Origin of the sequence: Pseudomonas phytophila (genome assembly GCF_025643095.1) — a bacterium.
Classification (GTDB): Bacteria; Pseudomonadota; Gammaproteobacteria; order Pseudomonadales; family Pseudomonadaceae; genus Aquipseudomonas; species Aquipseudomonas quasicaspiana.
This window is the reverse complement of record NZ_CP081201.1, coordinates 1143154-1161004: the sequence shown is the minus strand read 5'-3', so window position 1 is coordinate 1161004 and position 17851 is coordinate 1143154. Positions and strand designations below refer to the sequence as shown.

Genomic DNA, 17851 nt, shown 5'->3' with positions numbered 1-17851 from the left:
ATGGCGAACCCACTCTCCATGCTCAGAAAGCGCGCTACGCGCACGCCAGTTACCAGTGACGGCAAAGTCCAGATTCTTACCTATCACGGGCGATCTTTCGTGACAGGGCTCCTGTGGCATCCCTTGGGTAGCCTTACTGGCTACATGAAGGAAGCCCGGCAGTTTGGTCGTGTCCAGCAGATGGACATCGTCGCCATTCGTCACACTGAATCGGTTATTCAGGCAGGCTTCGTCTCGCAGAATGACGGGGCGGTTAAGGGCATGTACTCGCTGGCTGCCTCGCTGGCAGGCCAGTTGGGTTCTTCATGGCTTGCTGCCTGGAAGATCGAGGATGCCGAGGACCGTTACGCTCTGGTTGCAGTGTTCCGCGGCGCGGTCATCCCTGGTGCTGACCTTGTAGGCAGCTCTGAGGAAATAAATCGAAAAGTTGCCCAGCAGCTGGGCAGGGCAATGAGTTTCGATAGAGTGTTTTTGCCGCCGGAGTTTAATCGGGGTGGCGAGCCTTTTGACGCACAAGCGTTTCTGCATCCTTCCAAACTGAAGCGTGAATACAAGCTAACACCGCTTGCATTCGGCCTGTCTAGTCGGGAATTGATGAAGGTCGCCTCCGTGGGAGCCGTCGTGGTGGGTTGCCTCATTGGCTGGCACCAATGGCATGAGCACCAGTTGCTGATCGCACGTGAAGCTCAATTAGCTGTAGAGGCAGCCAAGCAAGCGGAACTTGCTGCGCTGAATCAACGCACAAACTCTCCAGTGGTCATCGAAGCGCTGGTGCATCCCTGGGTGAAACAGCCATCGGTACCTGTCTTTCTACAAGGCTGCAACGGTGCGATTGACGATTTGCCTCTGGCCATCGCGGGTTGGCTGTTTGTGTCAGCCAAATGCGACGGCGTTCTGGTGTCGGCCAATTACAGGCGCACCGGTAACAGTACTTCGCTGGGATTGAGCAACGCAACGGTGGGTCACTTTGCTGACACCCCGGCTTTTTACGATGAGGGCAATATGGCCGCTCTCAAGCTCGCTCTTGAACTGCCATTGGCGGGCGATGACACCCTTACCCCAGCCACTGGGGCGCTCGACAGCATTACGTCTTGGCTGCAAGCCCAAGACCTGAAGCCGAAGATCAAAGAAGTCCCGGTCGTTCCCGCTCAACAACCCGCTCTGCCTGGGCAACCTGCGCCGCCGCCTCCACCAGCTCCGGATTATCGACACTTTGAGATCCGGTATACGAGCCGATTGCCCCCCGCGACAGTTCTTCACAGGGTGCAGCACACAGGCATGCGCCTTCGAGAAATCGAAACCACATTGCAAGGCGGTCAATTAACTTGGGATGTCATCGGTGATCTTTATGTGCATTAACACGCAACCACGCTTTCTGCTGAACCTTCTGTTGATCTGGATCGCTGCAAGCGGCGTAGCTGTAGCCGCCGAGCAATCTACGCCCGACCTCAGCCGAATCAACATTGGCGAGCTATCCCAGGTACAGAGTGAAACGCTGCTCTTCGCTGCACAGGCGGCGCGCGCTCGAGCCCAGGAAGACATTGTTAACGGCGCGAAAACTCCACCATCGAATATCGGCCAGCTTCGTCAGAGCAATCTCAGCCCACCGGCCCAGGCCAGCACCGCTCAAACAGTGCTCCCTGTGGTGAAAACGGTGTTCAGAGCGAATAACGCATTGCACGCCACCTTGCTCTACGCCACTGGATTCGAAGTAGATGCATCCATGGCCAGCGCAGATCTCCCGGGCGGCTACAAGGTCATCAGCATTACTCTGGACAGCGTTGTATTGGGACATAACGGTCGCCGTTTCCCTCTAGGTTTTTCCACTAGGCCTCCCATCGCGCAATTTGACGCGCCGCAGGTGTCTTCGCAAGCACTCGCACCCATGACGTCTGGTGAGCCTTCGCCCATAACTCAGCTGCTCGATCAAGCGCAGGAGCTGCCGAGATGAGTGAAGCGCAGCGTATTGAGCCCATTATTGAACCTAGTCCCGCGGCGACTCAAATCAACCGCCCAGGCGTAGTCATCACGCCCCTTACCATCGCGCCGAAACCAGAAATGATGGGCAGGATCCTAACCATGGATGGCCAGCAGTGGGGAAACATCACCGCCGAGTTGCGTCAGCTTGTAGCTCTGATAGAACCTGCGACCTTGGCAGATGATGCCGACTTGATGGTTTCATCCCAGCACCTGCACGACCCCTACGTCCTTGCATTCATGGATCGTCTGGACCGGGCCGGTGTTTCCTTCCAAGTCGTGAGCAGCACACTCAGCGATATCAGATCTATCTATCAAAACGCGGGAAAATCAAACGACGGATCTTCGGTAGACAGCACTCAACGTCAACAGGAAGTGATTCGGATCATCGGAGCCGCGCACGCACGGGGTGCGTCAGACGTGCACTTCATCGTTGGCCATGAAATCACGCACATCTCTTTTCGCGAGCACGGCCTACTGCACGAGTATGGCCAAATCCAGAGCACGATCGGCAACGAGCTCTGCTCTTCGCTCTACAACTCGATGTGCGATGTTAAGTCCGAGGGTTACTACCAGCCAGAGATCCGTCAGGACGCGCGCTTGGCTCGAACCTATGTCGACCAGCTCGGACTGTTCGGCGCTCGTGTAGCTACCAGACCTTTGGTCGACGGTCCGTTGATGGTCTTGCGACTAATCTATGATGACCAACAGAAACAGTCTGTAGATGATCTAGGTTTTCTGCCAGAACAGATCTTGCTTTTTAAACGCCTGAGAAGCCTCCCTTACGGCGTGATTCTATTGACCGGCCCAACAGGCTCAGGGAAATCGAAGTCCCTGCAGGTGCAGATCAACCTCCTTGCTGAGGAGTCCAAAGGCACCAAACACATCCTTACGGTTGAGGATCCTCCCGAATATCCAATGCGCGCAAACCAGTCCCCTCTCAACAGCAATGAGACATGGGACGAAGCCATTACTAACAGCATGCGCTTGGACCCGGACATTCTGATGTATGGTGAAATTCGCGACCTGGCATCAGCCAAAGCCGCATTACGCGGCGGTATGACAGGGCACCTGGTGTTGTCCACCCTACATACCAACAACGCAGTGGCAGCCATCCCCCGCCTCATTGACATGGGTGCTGACGAAAGCCTGATTACTGATCCAGCACTAATGGCTGGGCTGATCAATCAGTCACTGCTGCCAACGCTTTGCCACAACTGCAGGGTGCCAGCTCGCAGCCATCTCCACACCCTGGACGCGCAGTTAGTTGAGCGATTGAAGAAGCTCACTCAGATTGATCAAGTCTATCTGGTAGGCCCAGGCTGCGCCCATTGCAGAGGCATGGGTGTTAACGGCAGGACCGTTGTGTCCGAGATGATTTTGCCCACACACCGGTTCATGGAAATCATCCGCAAAAAAGGCCCGAGTGCCGCGCGCAACTATTGGGTCAAGCAGATGGGCGGCATCACGAAAGTTGCCCACACGCTCATAAAGGTTAATGCCGGCCTGATCGATCCGCGCATGGCAGAAGCGGTAGTCGGACCATTGGATTTCGACAGCTATATGCTCGATCCCGAAACGGCTGAGACAGACGCTCATGCTTAGTCGGGGGATAGACGCTTGGACCGGACTCGTCAACGGCTTCTACAACATGCAGTTCGGAGGCCAGGAGCGTATTCGCCTATACGAGAGCATGACCGCGCTGTTGGAAAACGGCGTGCCTCTCGATGTGGCGCTCGACCGTATAGGATCGATCTACAGCGATGGAGGTCGTCGCACGCAGCACCCTATATCTCTTGCGAGCTACGGTATCGGCAGAGCAGTGGCAGGAGGCAAGACACTGGCTCAGGCATGTCTCAACTGGGTGCCCTATCAGGAGCACGCGGTGATAAGTGCCGGCGAGCAATCCGGCAACCTCATTCAGGCGTTCAGTGACTGTGTACGCATCATTGAGGCCCGTCAGAAAGTGATGAGCCTAGTAATGTCGACGGCTCTGTATCCAACATTTGTCTGGAGCCTCATGGCTTACCTGCTGAATGTTGTGGCCACTCGTGTTGTGCCCGCCATGAGCCGCTCCTCCAATCCTGAGAGCTGGTCAGGCGCGCCAATGCTCTTGCATATGATCGCGAGCTTCGTCACCAACTGGGGGCTACTGACTCTGTGCCTCGTGGTTATGCTGATTGTTACCAGCGTGGTGACGCTCCCTTATTTTCGGGGGCCTTGGCGGACACGCCTGGAGATCCTACCGCCCTGGTCAATTTACAAGGCGTTACATGGCTCTACTTTCCTCCTGAACATCGCGGTCATGCTCAGAGCGAACATTGATCCGCTCGAAGCCTTGGACACTCTCAAGCGCGGCGCTAATCCATGGCTGCGTGAGCGCCTGGAAGCTGCTCACTACGGGGTCCGGATGGGTAAGAACTTCGGTGAGGCCTTGGACTTGTCCGGCTACCGATTCCCGGATCACGAGGCGATCCAGTTTTTGATTGTCCTCTCAACTACTCAAAGCTTTTCTGCAGCGATACACCGCTACAGCCTGAGGTGGCTGGAGATATCACTCAAGCAGGTGGAGCGTTACGCGAAAACCCTTTCGCTTATATCGATGGTTCTGATCGGCTTATTGATGATTCTGGTCATGGTCGGGGCCTACAGCATGACCGGCAATGCCACCCAAGGCATGACCCATTGAGCACCACACCGTTATCCACATATCTAGGACTAGTCACATGCAAAAACTGACTCACTCAGCCCGGGCTCGCCAGATCGGGTATGTCTCGATTGAACTGCTCTTCGTTCTCATCGTCATCCTGATCGGGATGGGCTATGCCCTCTACAACGGTTGGGGAGCAATGGGCAGTTCGGACGTCAACAATGAGCAAGGCAACGTAGGACAGTTGATCGCCAATACCCGCAAGCTCAAAGGCAGTACAGGCTACGGCGCATCAGGAACCGACCTGATCACCCAGCTCAACTCGATAAGAGGACTTCCCAATATGTCCTATTCAGACGGCAAGCTTTACAACGCCTGGAGCGGACAAGTCACTGTGGTTGCCAACGGCATGACCTACACCGTTACTGAGGCGGGTCTGCCACAGGATGCCTGTGTGACGCTGGCCACGAAGATCGGCCGTGGACAAAAGGTCTCGACCTCAATCAACGGCGGTACCGCCGTGAGCGGCGAAGTGAGTTCAGCGGCTGCTACGAGCGGCTGCTCAACTGACAGTAACACCTTGGCCTGGACGGCCTACTGAGCATGAGCCTGATCATCGACACGCCTTTTGTTGACCTTTATCTGGGGCCAGACTTCACGGACGTTAAAGGCCTGGAAGGTGATAGCCGACGTGTCGAGGCTCCGGCCAGCTGGGCGGAAGATGCTCAGGTGCTGCGCGCCGAATGTCTCAAATATTATGAGCTGCATCAGGATCCCGAGTTTTCCCTGAAAAAAAATGGAGTGGTCCTGCGCGTCACTCAAATTCCGGACGCTTTCGGGCAGGCCGTGTTCGTGCTGCGAAAATCGAACGCACAGCTGCGACCATTTGATTTGCTCGGCTTTCCAGAGGATTTGGTGGACTCTTTACTGAGCGAGCACGTCCGGGGGCTGGTGATTTTCTGCGGCGAGATGGGCACAGGCAAGACGTCAAGCGCGGCGTCTCTGATTATCGCCAGACTCAAGGCTTGCGGAGGAATCGCTCTGGCTGCAGAGGATCCGACTGAAACAGACTTGAACGGACCTCACGGCTCTGGACGATGCATCCAGATGCAAGTGTCCAGGCGCAACGGCGGCTATGAGGAAGCTCTGCTCAGAGGACTTCGTACAGGTGCCGACATGATGCTAATCGGCGAGATCCGGGACACAGCAACGGCTGTCCAGGCAGTACGCGCGGCAATAAATGGCGTGTTCATCGTCACCACGTTGCATGCGGGTAGCGTACCCCAAGCGATAGAACGTGTAGCAACGCTGGCCGAACCCAAAATCAGCAACGTCCGGTCAATCTTGTCGCAGGGCTTGGTGGCGGTAATTGCTCTTGCCTTGGAAGGCCAAGGTTCAATGCGACATTTGAAGATCAAGAGCCTGTCCCTCACAGGAAAGGACGGACCTGGTATACGGGAGAAGATCCGATCAAATCAGATCGCGATGCTGGCACAGGATGTGGACCACCAATCGAACAGGAGCATCTGGGGATGAACTGTCTCAAGCCTATACGTACCTCGCAGCACGGGTTCGTTGTGATCGAGCTACTGTTCGGCCTGATCATTTTTGCAATCATGTCCGCCATCGGCGTCTCGCTTATGGCGAAGCAGATGGACTCGCAAAACTATCAGATTGCGGCCCAGCAACAGCAGCAGGTAGCAGGCGCTGCCGCCAAGTATCTGAAGGACAATTTCGCAACGATTTACGCTTCTGCCGGCACGACGACACCCGCGAAGATAACCCCACAGATGTTGCGCAACACCAATTACCTGCCAGCAAGTTTCAGCGACACGAACGCATTTGGACAGACGTTTGTGGTGCTCGCCCGCAGAGTCAACGTAAACCAACTGGAATCCATCGTGATCACAACTGGCGGCGAGGCAATTGACGAGATCGGAACCAGGGAAATTGCAGAGAACGTTGGCGCGCCGGGAGGATTCATCCCTTACAACAACACCGGCATCATTCAAGGTGTCCGAGGTGGCTGGCAACTTGCGTTGAGCAATTACGGAATAAATCCGGGCGTTGGCCATACCGCGAGTGCCTTGTTCCTCCAGGATGGGACACTGGCCAATGACTACCTCTACCGCAATGCTATTCCAGGTAAACCTGAGCTCAACCGTATGAATACGGCACTCAGTATGGGAGGGAATAACGTCAATGATGTTGCCGCCTTGAACGCTTCAGGCACGGTGACTGTAGGTGGCAACGTCAATGCTGTAGGGGACGTTAACGCACGCTCCGTAAATGCTGTGGCTAACCTGACTGGCGCAACAGCTCGAATATCTGGGGAAACCTACACAGGGGGTTGGTTTCGCACCCAAGGCAATACAGGCTGGTACAGCGAAAAATGGGGGGGTGGTTGGTATATGAGTGACTCGGACTGGGTGCGGGTCTACGGCGACAAGAACCTCTATACGGGGGGTAACGTGCGTGGCGGCACGGTCACATCCACAGGGCGGACCACCGTTGGAGAATTCATCGATATTGCCAGCGTAGCGGTTGAAGGGACAGCATGCGAAAAAACGGGGCTTGTAAGTAAGAACTCTCAGGGCTTTATTTTGACTTGCCAATCAGGCTTGTGGGCTTCTTCAGAAAAACTCGCTTTGTGGGGCCCCTACACGGCAGGCGGCAACAGGTCTGGAATCCGTAACACCTACATGGGAGAATTCACCGCTTGCTTTCTTACCGGCCAGCAGTCAGGAGTTGGTAACGCAGCATGTGAAATCAATGGTAATCCTACATCCGGATTCACCCTCGTAGAAACAATACTCTCAAGCGGTACCGATCATTGGTGCAAAGCTATGTGCATAAAATGATTACATAGCTTCCACATGTCACTGGACATAAACAGGATTCTTGGCGGCGAGTAGTATTATTGCTGTTCTGTATAGCCTCAGCTGAATAACTCAAGTTCCATGGAACAAACTCTATGCCTATCTACTGGGTTGTGTTGCTGATTATCTGTATTGGATCGGGAATACTGGGGCTCATCAGCCAACGTGCGGAAGAAAGCTCCTCAACTGCGGGCGCGTCCACTATTGCAAGCAACATGCTGGTCTATCGTAACGCGCTTGCAGAATATGCCCGTTCTAACCAGACAACCACTGGTACCGTACAAGACACCGCCTTGGCGCTGCCATCTTGGTATGCCCACGCACCTGGTGTGAGCGGCTATGTTGTTTCCGGGCTTAGCTACACCTACTACTTATCCCCATCTGAAGGACTTGTTGCAGAGTTGGTCAAGATGACAGACGCTTCAGTTGCGGTAGGGTACGTCCAAGCAGGTCGGCTTATCAGTCCTATTGTCGGCGCAACCGGAATAACGGTTCCGTCGGTCATCCCCAGCGGTGCTGCTATCGCAGTTCAGTAGAAACCCTCACGCCCCTCGGTAACGATTGATTGCTGTGCACCACTCTATAGCATGCCACGGTTCTCCACTCAGCTGATGCTGATTTATTGGAGAGTTAAATGCGCCTATATCTGTGCGAGAAACCTAGCCAGGCAAAAGACATTGCCAAGATCCTTGGTGCCAATCAACGCGCTGACGGCTGCATCAAGGGCAATGGTGTGACGATCACTTGGGGAATCGGGCACTTGCTGGAAACAGCACCACCGGACGCCTATGGGGATCACTTGAAGAACTGGAGCCTGGACACGCTTCCTATTCTGCCTTCTACGTGGAAAGTGATCGTCAAACCCAAAACAGCGAGCCAGTTCAAGATCGTCAAGCAACTGCTCAAGGAAGCGACCGAGCTTGTAATTGCGACCGATGCCCACCGCGAAGGTGAAATGATCGCACGCGAGCTCATTGATTTTTGTGGCTACCGTGGCCCGGTTGAAAGACTGTGGCTATCAGCTCTGAATGAGGCATCTATCCGCCAGGCGCTTAACAGCGTTAAGCAAGGTGCTGAAACTTATCCGCTGTACCTCTCGGCCCTCGGGCGCTCTAGGGCGGATTGGCTGATCGGTATGAATTTCTCGCGGCTGTTTACGCTGCTTGGACGACAGGCCGGGTATACCGGTGTGCTATCGGTGGGCCGTGTTCAAACCCCCACCCTTCGCCTTGTGGTCGACCGGGATCGAGAAATTTCAAACTTTGTACCCAAACCCTTCTGGAGTCTTGATGTAGAGCTGTGGACCGCTGGGCACACGTTCTTGGCGAAATGGCTGCCCGCAGACGACATAGCGGATGAGGATGGCCGCTGTCTTGATCAGCGGGCTGCAGCTGCCGCGCTTGATGCCTTAAAAAATGGCAAGACGGCAACTACTCTCTCCGTAGAGACCGAACGTGGACGGGATGTCGCACCGCTGCCTTTCGATTTGAGTACTCTGCAGGAGTTGTGTTCAGCTAAGTTCGGACTTGGGGTTCAAGAGACTTTGGATGTTGCCCAGTCCCTTTATGAAACTCACAAAGCGACTACCTATCCCAGAACTGATTGCGGTTACCTTCCAGAGAGCATGTTTGATGAGGTCCCAATAGTCCTCGATGCCCTCAACCGAACTGACCCATCAATTGGGCAAACTCTTCTACTGATTGATCCTGAGCAGCGGTCGCGGGCATGGAACGACAAAAAAATTACCGGCCCCCACCATGGCATCATCCCGACGCTAGAACCAGCCAACCTTTCGGCTATGTCAGAGAAGGAGCGAAAGGTCTATGAGCTGATTCGCGCACACTTCCTAGCCCAATTTCTGCCTCACCATGAGTTTGACCGAACAGTGGCCACCTTCGAGTGCAATGCAGTGTCACTGCATGCTGTTGGTAAGCGCATCGTGGAGCCAGGCTGGAAAATTCTTTTCACCACTTCATTCCAAGACCAGAGCGAGGAAGCTGGATCGCGCTCCCAGACTCTGCCAGTACTGCAAAAAGGCACTCGCTGCGAGCTTAAAGATTTTCAGTTAAAGGCGTTAAAAACGGAGCCCCCAAAGCCTTACACCGAGGGGACCTTGATTAAGGCTATGAAAACCATCGCCAAGCTAGTCAAGGATCCACGGCTGGCTCAGAAGCTCAAAGAAACAACTGGCATTGGAACTGAAGCAACCCGGGCGGGCACTATCCAAGGCTTGATTGATCGAGGGTCGCTGATCAAAAAAGGCAGCGCGCTGCGCGCTTCAGAAGCCGCCTTCTCTCTGATAGATGCTGTACCACCAGCAGTTGCAGATCCAGGTACCACGGCGATCTGGGAGCAGGCGCTCACTATGATTGAGCAAGGCACCCTGACTCTGGATGATTTCATCGCTAGGCAATCAAGCTGGATCACAAGGCTTGTTGAGCAGTACAAAGGCACAACATTGTCGATCAAAGTGCCGGAAGGCCCGAAATGCCCGTTGTGCAGTGCGAAAACCTCACAACGCAAAGGTAAGTCCGGTAATTTCTGGGCGTGTATTCGATACCCTGAATGTAAAGGCACGATCAATATTGATACTGCTAAAAAGAAAGCAGCAGGTAAGTCACTAAAGCCGCGAGTGGCGACCGCCAAAAGCAGCTGAGAGGCAGGAATAGCAGGCTTACAAATGATGTGCCACAATGGCGCTAATACCAGTTCCACCCCGCTGGTCACTGACGGTCATCAGTGACACCCTGGAAAAGTTGGCATTGCCTTCATTTTCCAACCCCAAAGTACGCAAAGCATCGGGAGGGGCGTACAGATCTTGTTGTGAATTCTCCCTGTGTCTCCCTGTTCAGTAGCAGACACGCAGCCGTCTAACTCGTGAAAGCGGGTTCATAGGCACACAGAGTTCATGGAAGGTTCGATGCATAATCGTCTAAGGGCCGCACTGGTGTTGCGGTCCACTCTTTTTTTAAAACGTTTTTGACTGTCTCGGAATGTAACCTGGTCATCTCTCAACTGCTGGATGACCAGGTTACCTTCCGAGGTAGCTACTTTTCGCTGCCGGCGCCCACCGGTGAAAAAACGGGCTCCTTTTGTGCGCGAATGCGTGCCTTTTGATAACTGGCCCCAGCCACGACAACGGGTCGGGTGATGTCGATGATGCAAAGCGTGCGATCAATGCCCAGGGATCAGCGCCGAGCCAGCGCTCACAGGTGGCACCCTCCTCAGTTCATGCAACAGCACAGCAGTCGGGAGTGATCATTTCGATCACTCCCGGCATTTTCCGTGACCTTTTGTCTAGCAATTCTGCGAGGCACTTCAGCACACTGAACTTGTGAATCAACCCCTCAATTTTCGCGAGGGCCCGCCCGTTTCGCTCGGCGTTTTTTTATGCCTTCGTTATTTTCCCTGACATATCATTGCTGCCCATATCGCCAGTCATCCTCAGCGCATCTGTCGCACATTCTCCCCCCGACATTTGTAACGTGCTCGGGCACAGGTTGTTCGCACGTCACACATTTTGGCCACTGTGTCTCTTGGCCGCACCAGTGGCAACTCGAATCAGTTGTTAAGTACATCAGCACCAGGCACAGTCTGCATTCTTGAATTTTTTCTGGATCGGATTGATTGAAAGGGTCCTCGTGCAAATCTGAAAAATTTCCTTCGAGATACGGGATCACGTATTCGACTTGACCACATGCATAGCACTGAAGGCGAAAGTCACTGGTATCAATGGTGACCGCGTTATCCACGTCCTCCTGCAGCGGTCTTAGCAGTGACGAATAGCAAGCCCTGCATCGACAATCCCTCATGAATTCGATGGCAGCGAGCGGGTACTGGAGATCTGTCCATTCCTGGTGAATCTGTGCTTGGCAGCTTTTAAAGAAATCATGTGTATCGAGCATCGTGTGCCAGGCGTCGCCAAGCAAGGCACCGGGCAGCTCATCGAGCTCATGTGTGATGAATTTGCTTAGCATGGGGAACAATGCGGCAATAGACGCCTGGATTCCGCTTACAGGGTGCGTTGGATGCAAATGTTCAAGTGCATTTCTACAATCACGCAGCGGTCTTAAGGCGGCCCAGTCGTGATAGATGCCCAAGCTTTTCAGTCGCGCCTCGATCATATTTGTGTTGATCGTGTTACGGGGATGCGGCGTAGGAGTCCATGCAATAGCGCCAGACCCCGTAATATGAGGAAGTACAGCTTCAGGGATGTAGATCAGCGCTTTTGCTTCCTCAGGCGTTGCCGCCAGCGATGCAATTCTGTACTTGAAGAGTAGAAGTACTCCAGCATAGATATTTCTGGCCGCCGAGAGCGCGCGCGCAGCCTGCTCAGGCTTATCTCTGCTAGTGACGAAGTCTTCGACGCCTAGCTGGATAGAACTGACTGCATTTTTCAGGATTTCATCAACGTTGAATTGGTCAGGGACCCGAACTTTCGGCTTTCCGTTGCGTGCCATGGGCCTAGCATCCTTATCAAAGTGGATTCGGACAGACTCTAGTAGATCTGAGGTGCTATGAATAATTTTCGTTAACACCAGGTACATGGATCAGGCCGGACTATCCTCGGCTTTTTTTTGGGGCACGCTAACAACTGTGAACCGGTGGTTCGCTTGGCAAATCAGCGCGTAGCAGAGCAGCCAGCGAATCACGCCATTGGCAACATGATCCCCGCCGTGCCCCCTGCAACATCAGAAAGGGCCGTCAGACGCTTGAAGGGTGGCGTCAGTGGCTGGCCGGACACATCAACTGCCTGAACAGCTACACTCCGATCTACCGCATTGAAGGCTTAAGGGATGATCGTCGTGACGGGGAAACCGGTGGTGTTTCAGTTTAAAACTGTGGGTTCGCTGAACCCCGGCCAGCCGTAGGAAAAGATCATGGTACTTGCCGCTTTCAGCACACCTAGAGACATGGCCCTCAAGCTTTTTCGCGAAGCAGGACGAACCTGGCACGCTGAAGATTTCGAGTCCATGGGTGATCACTTGCTCAATTTTTGCGTAACAAACTCCGCGCTGCGGGACTGGGTATTGCAAAAACAGGGACATGCAAAAGGGTCTGTTGCCTTCGAGTCGTGGCGATCTGGTGCTAAAGGCTATTTAGGCGAATGCGCCGATATGGCGAATGTAATTAAGCATTTTCAACTTCGAAAGAAGACAGCGGCGTTGAGCCAGGTTATGGAGACGCGAGTGGCGCTCGGCCCTTTTGGTGCAATCGAAGGATCAGAATCGTCTCATCCATCATTCGAAATCGTCCTCAGCGATGGTCATATGATCGACCTTCTGCAATTTCTTTTTCAGATTTGTTCAGCGTGGGAAGGGATTTTTCTGGCGGACTCGAACCTGGGTGAACTGCCCTCACATGCGTATTCGATGATGAAGTGACCAGATCGGACTGGATCGCTCGCACGGATTTTCTGGCTGATGTCATTCAAGGCTACAAGCCACCGCGTCTACCATCAGTTCCACGAAGAACGGAAAAAGTATGCTCATACTGACCCGCCGCCAAGGTGAAAGTATCGTGATTAATGATGAGATTCAGTTCCAAGTCTTAAGCGTTTCGGAGGCTACTGGGGATGTGCGTATCCAGATTGAGGCCCCTGAGCTTCTTGCAGTCGTATGCGTCCGGCCAAGTCATCTACCCAGCCCCGAAAAGCCAAGACATGGTGTGCACTTAAATTAAGTGGACACCAGTTCTAACCTTTTAAGTGGGTATTTATGCAGCCAACACGCCGTTCCTATTCCAAGTCCTTCAAAGCCCAAGTCATTCAAGAGTGTGCCCAGCTTGGTGCTTCGATTGCCAGCGTCGCCCTCAGCCATAACCTCAACGCAAACCTCGTCCACAAATGGATTCGGCTGCAATCGCAGAAAAGCACAGCGCTGCAACCTGCATTTATTCCATTACCCGTGTCGCTGGCTGGGACAAAATCCCACCCATCATCATCGAACATCTGCGTTGAAATACAGCACACGCGCGGCACCGTAAAAGTGAGCTGGCCCACTGAAAATGCTGCTGCCTGCGCGACCTTTCTTCGAGACCTTCTGCGATGATTCGCATCGACTCCATCTGGCTCGCCACCGAGCCGATGGACATGCGCGCCGGTACCGAGACGGCATTGGCCAGGGTGATCGCAGTGTTCGGTGCGGCGCAGCCGCACTGTGCTTATCTGTTCGCCAACCGCCGCGCCAATCGCATTAAAGTGCTAGTGCATGACGGCTTCGGGATATGGCTGGCAGCGCGCCGGTTAAACCAAGGCAAGTTTCACTGGCCTGGCATTCGCCACGGCTCTGAAATGGAACTCGATACCGAGCAGCTTCAGGCATTGGTGCTGGGTCTGCCATGGCAACGTGCAGGCTCTGGAGGCTCGATCACACTGCTTTAACCGCGACCATTAGCCTATCGGTCTATCGCCGCGAATTGCCTGCTCTGGCAAAATCGGCCCCATGACTTCGCTACCCAATCTCGATCACCTGCCCCCTGAACAACTGCGCGCCTTGGCGGCGCAGTTAATTCAGCGTGTCGAGACGCTCGACCAACAAGTTGAGACGATGGGCAAGACCGTTGAGACCATGGGCAAGAAGATCAACCGTGATCAAACGCTGATCGAGAAACTGACCCACGAAATCGCCCAGCTCAAGCGTTTGAAATTTGCCAAACGCAGCGAGCAAATGAATCCCGAGCAGGCCAGCCTGCTCGATGACCTGATCGATACCGATATCGCAGCGATTGAAGCAGAGCTTCAAAGCTTGCAGGCAGTGATAACTCCGTCTGAGAAAAAGCAGAAGCCCAAGCGCACCGCATTACCGGTTGAGTTTCCACGCACGCTGATCCATCACGAACCGGACGACACTTACTGTCCATGTGGCTGTGCTCTCAAGCGCATCGGCGAGGATGTCAGCGAGAAGCTGGACTACACGCCCGGCGTATTTACCGTTGAACGCCATGTACGTGGCAAATGGGTCTGCGATGACTGCGAAACGCTGACCCAGGCGCCCGTACCGGCGCAGGTTATTGATAAAGGCATTCCGACTGCGGGCCTGCTGGCCCACGTCATGATCGCCAAGTTTGCCGACCACCTGCCGCTTTACCGTCAGGAATCGATCTTCGGTCGAGCTGGCCTGGCGATTCCACGCTCAACCCTGGCTCAATGGGTTGGTGTAACTGGGGTTCAGTTGCAGCCGCTGGTCGATGCGCTGCGCGACGTGGTGCTCGGGCAGCTGGTTATTCATGCCGATGAAACACCCGTGCAAATGCTCATGCCGGGAACGAAGAAGACTCACCGCTCCTATGTGTGGGCCTACGCCACCAGCCAATTCTGCGAAACAGCGGCAGTCGTTTACGACTTCAGCCCCAGCCGCGCCGGTGAGCATGCTCGCAGCTTCCTGCAAGGCTGGAAGGGCAAGCTGGTCTGCGATGATTTTGGTGGTTACAAGGCCAGCTTCGAACTCGGTGTGACCGAGATCGGCTGCATGGCCCATGCGCGACGCAAGTTCTTCGAACTGCATGCCACCAACAAGAGCATGCTCGCCGAGCAGGCCCTGCGCTACATCCAGTTGCTTTACGAAATCGAAAGTGAAGTTCGCGACCTGGAACCGGATTTACGCCGTCGAATTCGGCAAGAAAAGGCTGTGCCTGTGATGGATGCGCTGCATGCCTGGATGATCGCCCAGCGCGATCTCGTGCCCGAAGGTTCAGCTATCAGCAGAGCACTGGATTACAGCCTGAAACGCTGGTCAGCGCTGTCGCGCTACCTTGATGACGGGGCCGTACCCATAGACAACAATTGGGCCGAGAACCAGATCCGACCATGGGCTCTTGGACGCAAGAATTGGCTCTTCGCAGGGTCGTTACGCAGCGGCAAGCGGGCGGCAGCGATCATGAGCTTGATCCAGTCTGCGCGGCTGAATGGCCATGATCCGTATGCCTATCTGAAGGACGTTCTCACGCGCCTGCCGACACAGCGGGCTAGTGAGATCGATCAATTGCTGCCACACAACTGGCAACCGGTTTGGTTGCGCGGGGCGTGATCCCGGAGGCATGCGCTCCGCGTAGCATTCTAGTCACTGCTTGTTGGTTCGATTTACGATGGTGACCATAATTTTCGCACTGTGTCGAAATCGGAGGATGAAAATGAAAGGAAGCTGCGCTTGTGGGGCTGTAGGTTATGAGATCGATAGCATTGATACGCCAATTAGCCATTGTCATTGTAGTACCTGTCGGAAGACCCATGCTGCGGCTTATGTCTCCACAGCTGGGGTGTTGAGAGAGCATTTTAAATGGACTCAAGGGGTCAACGCAGGTGTGTCAGCGATATGGGCTAGAGATGGAAATGTCCTGTAACGCAGACGAGCCTCTGCCGAGATACGGCATAAATCCGCCACATCCTCAGTACGACTCAGCCGGAAGTAGTAGGTATGCATGCTTTCTATCTTTCAGGTTCACTGGATTCGTAGTCTAATTTTACCTCGCATAACTCAGTTCAGCATCCACACATGAGAAAGCAACTGCTCGAATTCACTCATCCGCTGTGTCAGCGAACGAGTCAAAACGTCCTTGGAGTAAGCATAGGGATCATGTCCGTTCATGCGTACGGATTGGATAAACTCATGATCGTCGACGTCTGTTTGCCGCTCCGCAGAAACTGCGAAAAGCCAGTTCTAACCCCCAACGCCCAAGGTCGGATCTAGTTCCCCGCCCAAATATTGGCCGAGTCGTCGAGTTAACGCTACAGCGCCGGTCACCGAGTAATCGCTTCGGTGTACATGGAGACCTTGGCCTTTGGCTGCTTACCTTGCGGTGGACTTATGGAGTGCTTCTCGCTAATGTCATATCCAGAATACTGACGCATTTCGGCTACTTAAAAAGGGATATCTATATGGAAGTACGTTGCGCATCAATTGAGGAAGTTCGTCAGCACATAGACCGCATCGATCGCGATGTGGTTGCACTCCTCGCCAAGCGAGGCGACCTCGTCACTCAGGCGGCGGGTTTCAAGAAAACCACTGATGATGTGCGCGCTCCAGCCAGGGTTGAACAGGTCATCAGTAAAGTGCGCGGAATTGCAACCGATTTCGGCGCCTCACCTGATGTCGTGGAACGGGTATATAGAGCTATGATCTCTGCATTCATTGAAGAAGAGTTGAAAACTCACTCAACCTTAAAAGAGAAGTTTTAAAGACTTCGGCTTTCACAGTCACTGAGGCTCCGCGAGGCTGGAATTTAAGCCCCGTACCTCAACTCTAAAAGCCGCGACGGCGAGCACAGCAAACGATGTTTGATGCGCCTCCCGACGTTGGAGGCGAGTGAGATGGGCCAGTTGCTGCCGCATAACTAGGAACCGGTTTCATCACGCAAGATGTGATGCCCAGACGCTTACTTGCAGTCCTGTGCGTTGACGTTAATAGCGACGTGACCGGTGGCAGGGATAATCCTGTCATCACTCATAAGCGCCGATGGCGTTCCATGCTCACCACGTAGGAAATAAGTGCCATGACGATTTCACCATCAATCACTGATCCGGTAGCTCAGTTCGTTTGGCACTGCTTTGAAGGACGACGGTGGCCTATCACATTGATCGTGGGCATCAACTGGGTGACAGCCACCGACCCGAACACCTACATGGTCAACGCGGACGAGCCAGCCACATACGAGCAAGTCAAAGCCATGTTGATTGAGGCCGGTGGCATAGGACAGTGCCACTCTAGCTAACTACGAAGGAAAAAGGACAGATTCCATGATAAAGAAACAGTCAGCCCCATTCACGCTGGAAGAAGACATAGCTCGCTTGAGCGCCTTGTTACCGACTGAAGTGATGATTGAGGAGTTTGGCGGCATGCTCCAACAGATTCATCGAAGCGATGCTACCGAGCGTGAGCGATTACTGGCACTCGGAATGTGTCACGGTTACTTAAGCGGCCTGAAATCCGCCGAGTTGTTGAGCGCAGCCAAAGTCCCCGACCTGCGTGAGATAGTCTTTTGGGCAGAGCTTCGATCTGAGCCTAATTAAGTAGGATTAAGACCCTCATAAGTCACACCGCCAAAAATAGCCCTCCAACAAATGCGGGTGGGTTTGCTCTTTTCGCGTTTTAGTGTTCATCGGCCATTTTAAGTCCGACCGGCAAGAGTACCTGTTCATACCCAATCGACTTGACAATTCATGTGGTTCTTTCCCATTCTTGAGCAATGTCCTGCTGACGTTGTCAGCAACATGCCCGAGGTAGTCCTGGATCTCGTGACTACGATGCGTTTACGCATTGATCCAGCCCCAAAGTTCGCCAAGCTTCCGGAAGCGCGAACGGTTGACTGGTTTGTCAGTCGATGGATGCACACTCAACGCTTCAACTCA

The 17851-nt window shown here is 53.9% G+C and carries 17 protein-coding genes and 4 pseudogenes; 18 read left to right on the top strand and 3 right to left on the bottom strand.

Annotated elements, in window-relative coordinates; all coding sequences use genetic code 11:
* The 9 genes from pilO2 to K3169_RS04970 all read left to right on the top strand — a co-directional run bounded on the left by pilO2 (window position 1) and on the right by K3169_RS04970 (window position 10162).
* Window positions 1-1359 (top strand): type 4b pilus protein PilO2, encoded by a 1359-nt coding sequence (gene pilO2 / locus K3169_RS05010; RefSeq protein WP_263270415.1) that lies wholly within the window; start codon window positions 1-3, stop codon window positions 1357-1359.
* A complete protein-coding gene (pilP, locus tag K3169_RS05005; protein WP_263272219.1) occupies window positions 1349-1951 on the top strand; it encodes a type IV pilus biogenesis protein PilP in 603 nt (200 codons plus the stop codon). The genes pilO2 and pilP overlap by 11 nt, the downstream gene beginning before the upstream one ends.
* Window positions 1948-3582, top strand: a complete 1635-nt coding sequence (locus K3169_RS05000) for a GspE/PulE family protein (protein WP_263270413.1) — start codon at window positions 1948-1950, stop codon at window positions 3580-3582. Before pilP ends, K3169_RS05000 begins: the two co-directional genes overlap by 4 nt.
* Window positions 3575-4666, top strand: coding sequence for a type II secretion system F family protein (locus tag K3169_RS04995; RefSeq protein WP_263270411.1), 1092 nt, complete (start codon window positions 3575-3577; stop codon window positions 4664-4666). Before K3169_RS05000 ends, K3169_RS04995 begins: the two co-directional genes overlap by 8 nt.
* Before the next feature lie 37 nt (window positions 4667-4703).
* Entirely contained in the window at window positions 4704-5228 is a 525-nt protein-coding gene (locus tag K3169_RS04990; protein ID WP_231672450.1) for a type 4 pilus major pilin, read from the top strand.
* Between the two features lie 2 nt (window positions 5229-5230).
* A complete protein-coding gene (locus tag K3169_RS04985; RefSeq protein ID WP_263270408.1) occupies window positions 5231-6163 on the top strand; it encodes an ATPase, T2SS/T4P/T4SS family in 933 nt (310 codons plus the stop codon).
* Window positions 6160-7488: a shufflon system plasmid conjugative transfer pilus tip adhesin PilV gene (pilV, locus tag K3169_RS04980; RefSeq protein WP_317633753.1), complete on the top strand. Its 1329-nt coding sequence runs from the start codon at window positions 6160-6162 to the stop codon at window positions 7486-7488. The genes K3169_RS04985 and pilV overlap by 4 nt, the downstream gene beginning before the upstream one ends.
* 113 nt (window positions 7489-7601) lie before the next feature.
* Complete coding sequence (pilM, locus tag K3169_RS04975; RefSeq protein ID WP_263270407.1) at window positions 7602-8042, top strand: type IV pilus biogenesis protein PilM; 441 nt, start codon at window positions 7602-7604, stop codon at window positions 8040-8042.
* 98 nt (window positions 8043-8140) lie between these two features.
* Window positions 8141-10162: a DNA topoisomerase III gene (locus K3169_RS04970; protein ID WP_263270406.1), complete on the top strand. Its 2022-nt coding sequence runs from the start codon at window positions 8141-8143 to the stop codon at window positions 10160-10162.
* Window positions 10163-10922: 760 nt separating this feature from the next.
* Here the strand turns inward: K3169_RS04970 and K3169_RS04965 are convergent.
* Window positions 10923-11966 (bottom strand): hypothetical protein, encoded by a 1044-nt coding sequence (locus tag K3169_RS04965; RefSeq protein WP_263270404.1) that lies wholly within the window; start codon window positions 11964-11966, stop codon window positions 10923-10925.
* A gap of 420 nt (window positions 11967-12386) precedes the next feature.
* Here K3169_RS04965 and K3169_RS04960 point away from each other — a divergent pair, with 420 nt between their 5' ends.
* The 6 genes and pseudogenes from K3169_RS04960 to K3169_RS04935 form a co-directional block, all read left to right on the top strand.
* A complete protein-coding gene (locus K3169_RS04960) occupies window positions 12387-12890 on the top strand; it encodes a hypothetical protein (RefSeq protein ID WP_263270402.1) in 504 nt (167 codons plus the stop codon).
* Window positions 12891-12990: 100 nt separating this feature from the next.
* A pseudogene (locus tag K3169_RS04955) lies at window positions 12991-13116 on the top strand (carbon storage regulator); the annotation flags it as partial.
* Window positions 13117-13223: 107 nt separating this feature from the next.
* A complete protein-coding gene (gene tnpA, locus K3169_RS04950) occupies window positions 13224-13556 on the top strand; it encodes an IS66-like element accessory protein TnpA (RefSeq protein WP_122324941.1) in 333 nt (110 codons plus the stop codon).
* Window positions 13553-13888 carry an IS66 family insertion sequence element accessory protein TnpB gene (gene tnpB, locus K3169_RS04945; RefSeq protein WP_024669638.1) on the top strand — a complete coding sequence of 112 codons (336 nt, stop codon included), beginning with the start codon at window positions 13553-13555 and terminating at the stop codon, window positions 13886-13888. The genes tnpA and tnpB overlap by 4 nt, the downstream gene beginning before the upstream one ends.
* 61 nt (window positions 13889-13949) lie before the next feature.
* A complete protein-coding gene (tnpC, locus tag K3169_RS04940) occupies window positions 13950-15533 on the top strand; it encodes an IS66 family transposase (RefSeq protein ID WP_122324940.1) in 1584 nt (527 codons plus the stop codon).
* Window positions 15534-15636: 103 nt separating this feature from the next.
* Window positions 15637-15795, top strand: a pseudogene (locus K3169_RS04935) (GFA family protein); the annotation flags it as partial.
* Here K3169_RS04935 and K3169_RS29575 read toward each other — a convergent pair.
* Window positions 15795-15926, bottom strand: a pseudogene (locus tag K3169_RS29575) (N-acetyltransferase); the annotation flags it as partial. The pseudogenes K3169_RS04935 and K3169_RS29575 overlap by 1 nt on opposite strands.
* 54 nt (window positions 15927-15980) lie before the next feature.
* A pseudogene (locus K3169_RS04930) lies at window positions 15981-16189 on the bottom strand (transposase domain-containing protein); the annotation flags it as partial.
* A 192-nt stretch (window positions 16190-16381) separates the two neighbouring features.
* Between K3169_RS04930 and K3169_RS04925 the strand changes: the two are divergent.
* From K3169_RS04925 to K3169_RS04915, 3 genes are all read left to right on the top strand, one after another.
* Window positions 16382-16681: a chorismate mutase gene (locus tag K3169_RS04925; RefSeq protein WP_004668039.1), complete on the top strand. Its 300-nt coding sequence runs from the start codon at window positions 16382-16384 to the stop codon at window positions 16679-16681.
* Between the two features lie 314 nt (window positions 16682-16995).
* The gene (locus K3169_RS04920; protein WP_263270397.1) at window positions 16996-17214 is read left to right on the top strand and encodes a hypothetical protein; all 219 of its coding nucleotides are present in this window, start codon (window positions 16996-16998) and stop codon (window positions 17212-17214) included.
* 25 nt (window positions 17215-17239) lie between these two features.
* Window positions 17240-17512: a hypothetical protein gene (locus tag K3169_RS04915; RefSeq protein WP_263270395.1), complete on the top strand. Its 273-nt coding sequence runs from the start codon at window positions 17240-17242 to the stop codon at window positions 17510-17512.
* Window positions 17513-17851 lie beyond the last annotated feature (339 nt).

Excerpts from the sequence above, each read along its gene's own strand:
- K3169_RS04970 (WP_263270406.1), top strand. The coding sequence starts at position 8,141 with ATGCGCCTATATCTGTGCGAGAAACCTAGCCAGGCAAAAGACATTGCC.
- K3169_RS04920 (WP_263270397.1), top strand. The coding sequence starts at position 16,996 with ATGACGATTTCACCATCAATCACTGATCCGGTAGCTCAGTTCGTTTGG.
- K3169_RS05000 (WP_263270413.1), top strand. The coding sequence starts at position 1,948 with ATGAGTGAAGCGCAGCGTATTGAGCCCATTATTGAACCTAGTCCCGCG.
- K3169_RS04925 (WP_004668039.1), top strand. The coding sequence starts at position 16,382 with ATGGAAGTACGTTGCGCATCAATTGAGGAAGTTCGTCAGCACATAGAC.
- pilM (WP_263270407.1), top strand. The coding sequence starts at position 7,602 with ATGCCTATCTACTGGGTTGTGTTGCTGATTATCTGTATTGGATCGGGA.
- pilP (WP_263272219.1), top strand. The coding sequence starts at position 1,349 with ATGTGCATTAACACGCAACCACGCTTTCTGCTGAACCTTCTGTTGATC.
- K3169_RS04985 (WP_263270408.1), top strand. The coding sequence starts at position 5,231 with ATGAGCCTGATCATCGACACGCCTTTTGTTGACCTTTATCTGGGGCCA.
- K3169_RS04960 (WP_263270402.1), top strand. The coding sequence starts at position 12,387 with ATGGTACTTGCCGCTTTCAGCACACCTAGAGACATGGCCCTCAAGCTT.
- K3169_RS04995 (WP_263270411.1), top strand. The coding sequence starts at position 3,575 with ATGCTTAGTCGGGGGATAGACGCTTGGACCGGACTCGTCAACGGCTTC.
- tnpB (WP_024669638.1), top strand. The coding sequence starts at position 13,553 with ATGATTCGCATCGACTCCATCTGGCTCGCCACCGAGCCGATGGACATG.
- K3169_RS04990 (WP_231672450.1), top strand. The coding sequence starts at position 4,704 with ATGCAAAAACTGACTCACTCAGCCCGGGCTCGCCAGATCGGGTATGTC.
- pilO2 (WP_263270415.1), top strand. The coding sequence starts at position 1 with ATGGCGAACCCACTCTCCATGCTCAGAAAGCGCGCTACGCGCACGCCA.
- pilV (WP_317633753.1), top strand. The coding sequence starts at position 6,160 with ATGAACTGTCTCAAGCCTATACGTACCTCGCAGCACGGGTTCGTTGTG.
- K3169_RS04915 (WP_263270395.1), top strand. The coding sequence starts at position 17,240 with ATGATAAAGAAACAGTCAGCCCCATTCACGCTGGAAGAAGACATAGCT.
- K3169_RS04965 (WP_263270404.1), bottom strand. The coding sequence starts at position 11,966 with ATGGCACGCAACGGAAAGCCGAAAGTTCGGGTCCCTGACCAATTCAAC.
- tnpC (WP_122324940.1), top strand. The coding sequence starts at position 13,950 with ATGACTTCGCTACCCAATCTCGATCACCTGCCCCCTGAACAACTGCGC.
- tnpA (WP_122324941.1), top strand. The coding sequence starts at position 13,224 with ATGCAGCCAACACGCCGTTCCTATTCCAAGTCCTTCAAAGCCCAAGTC.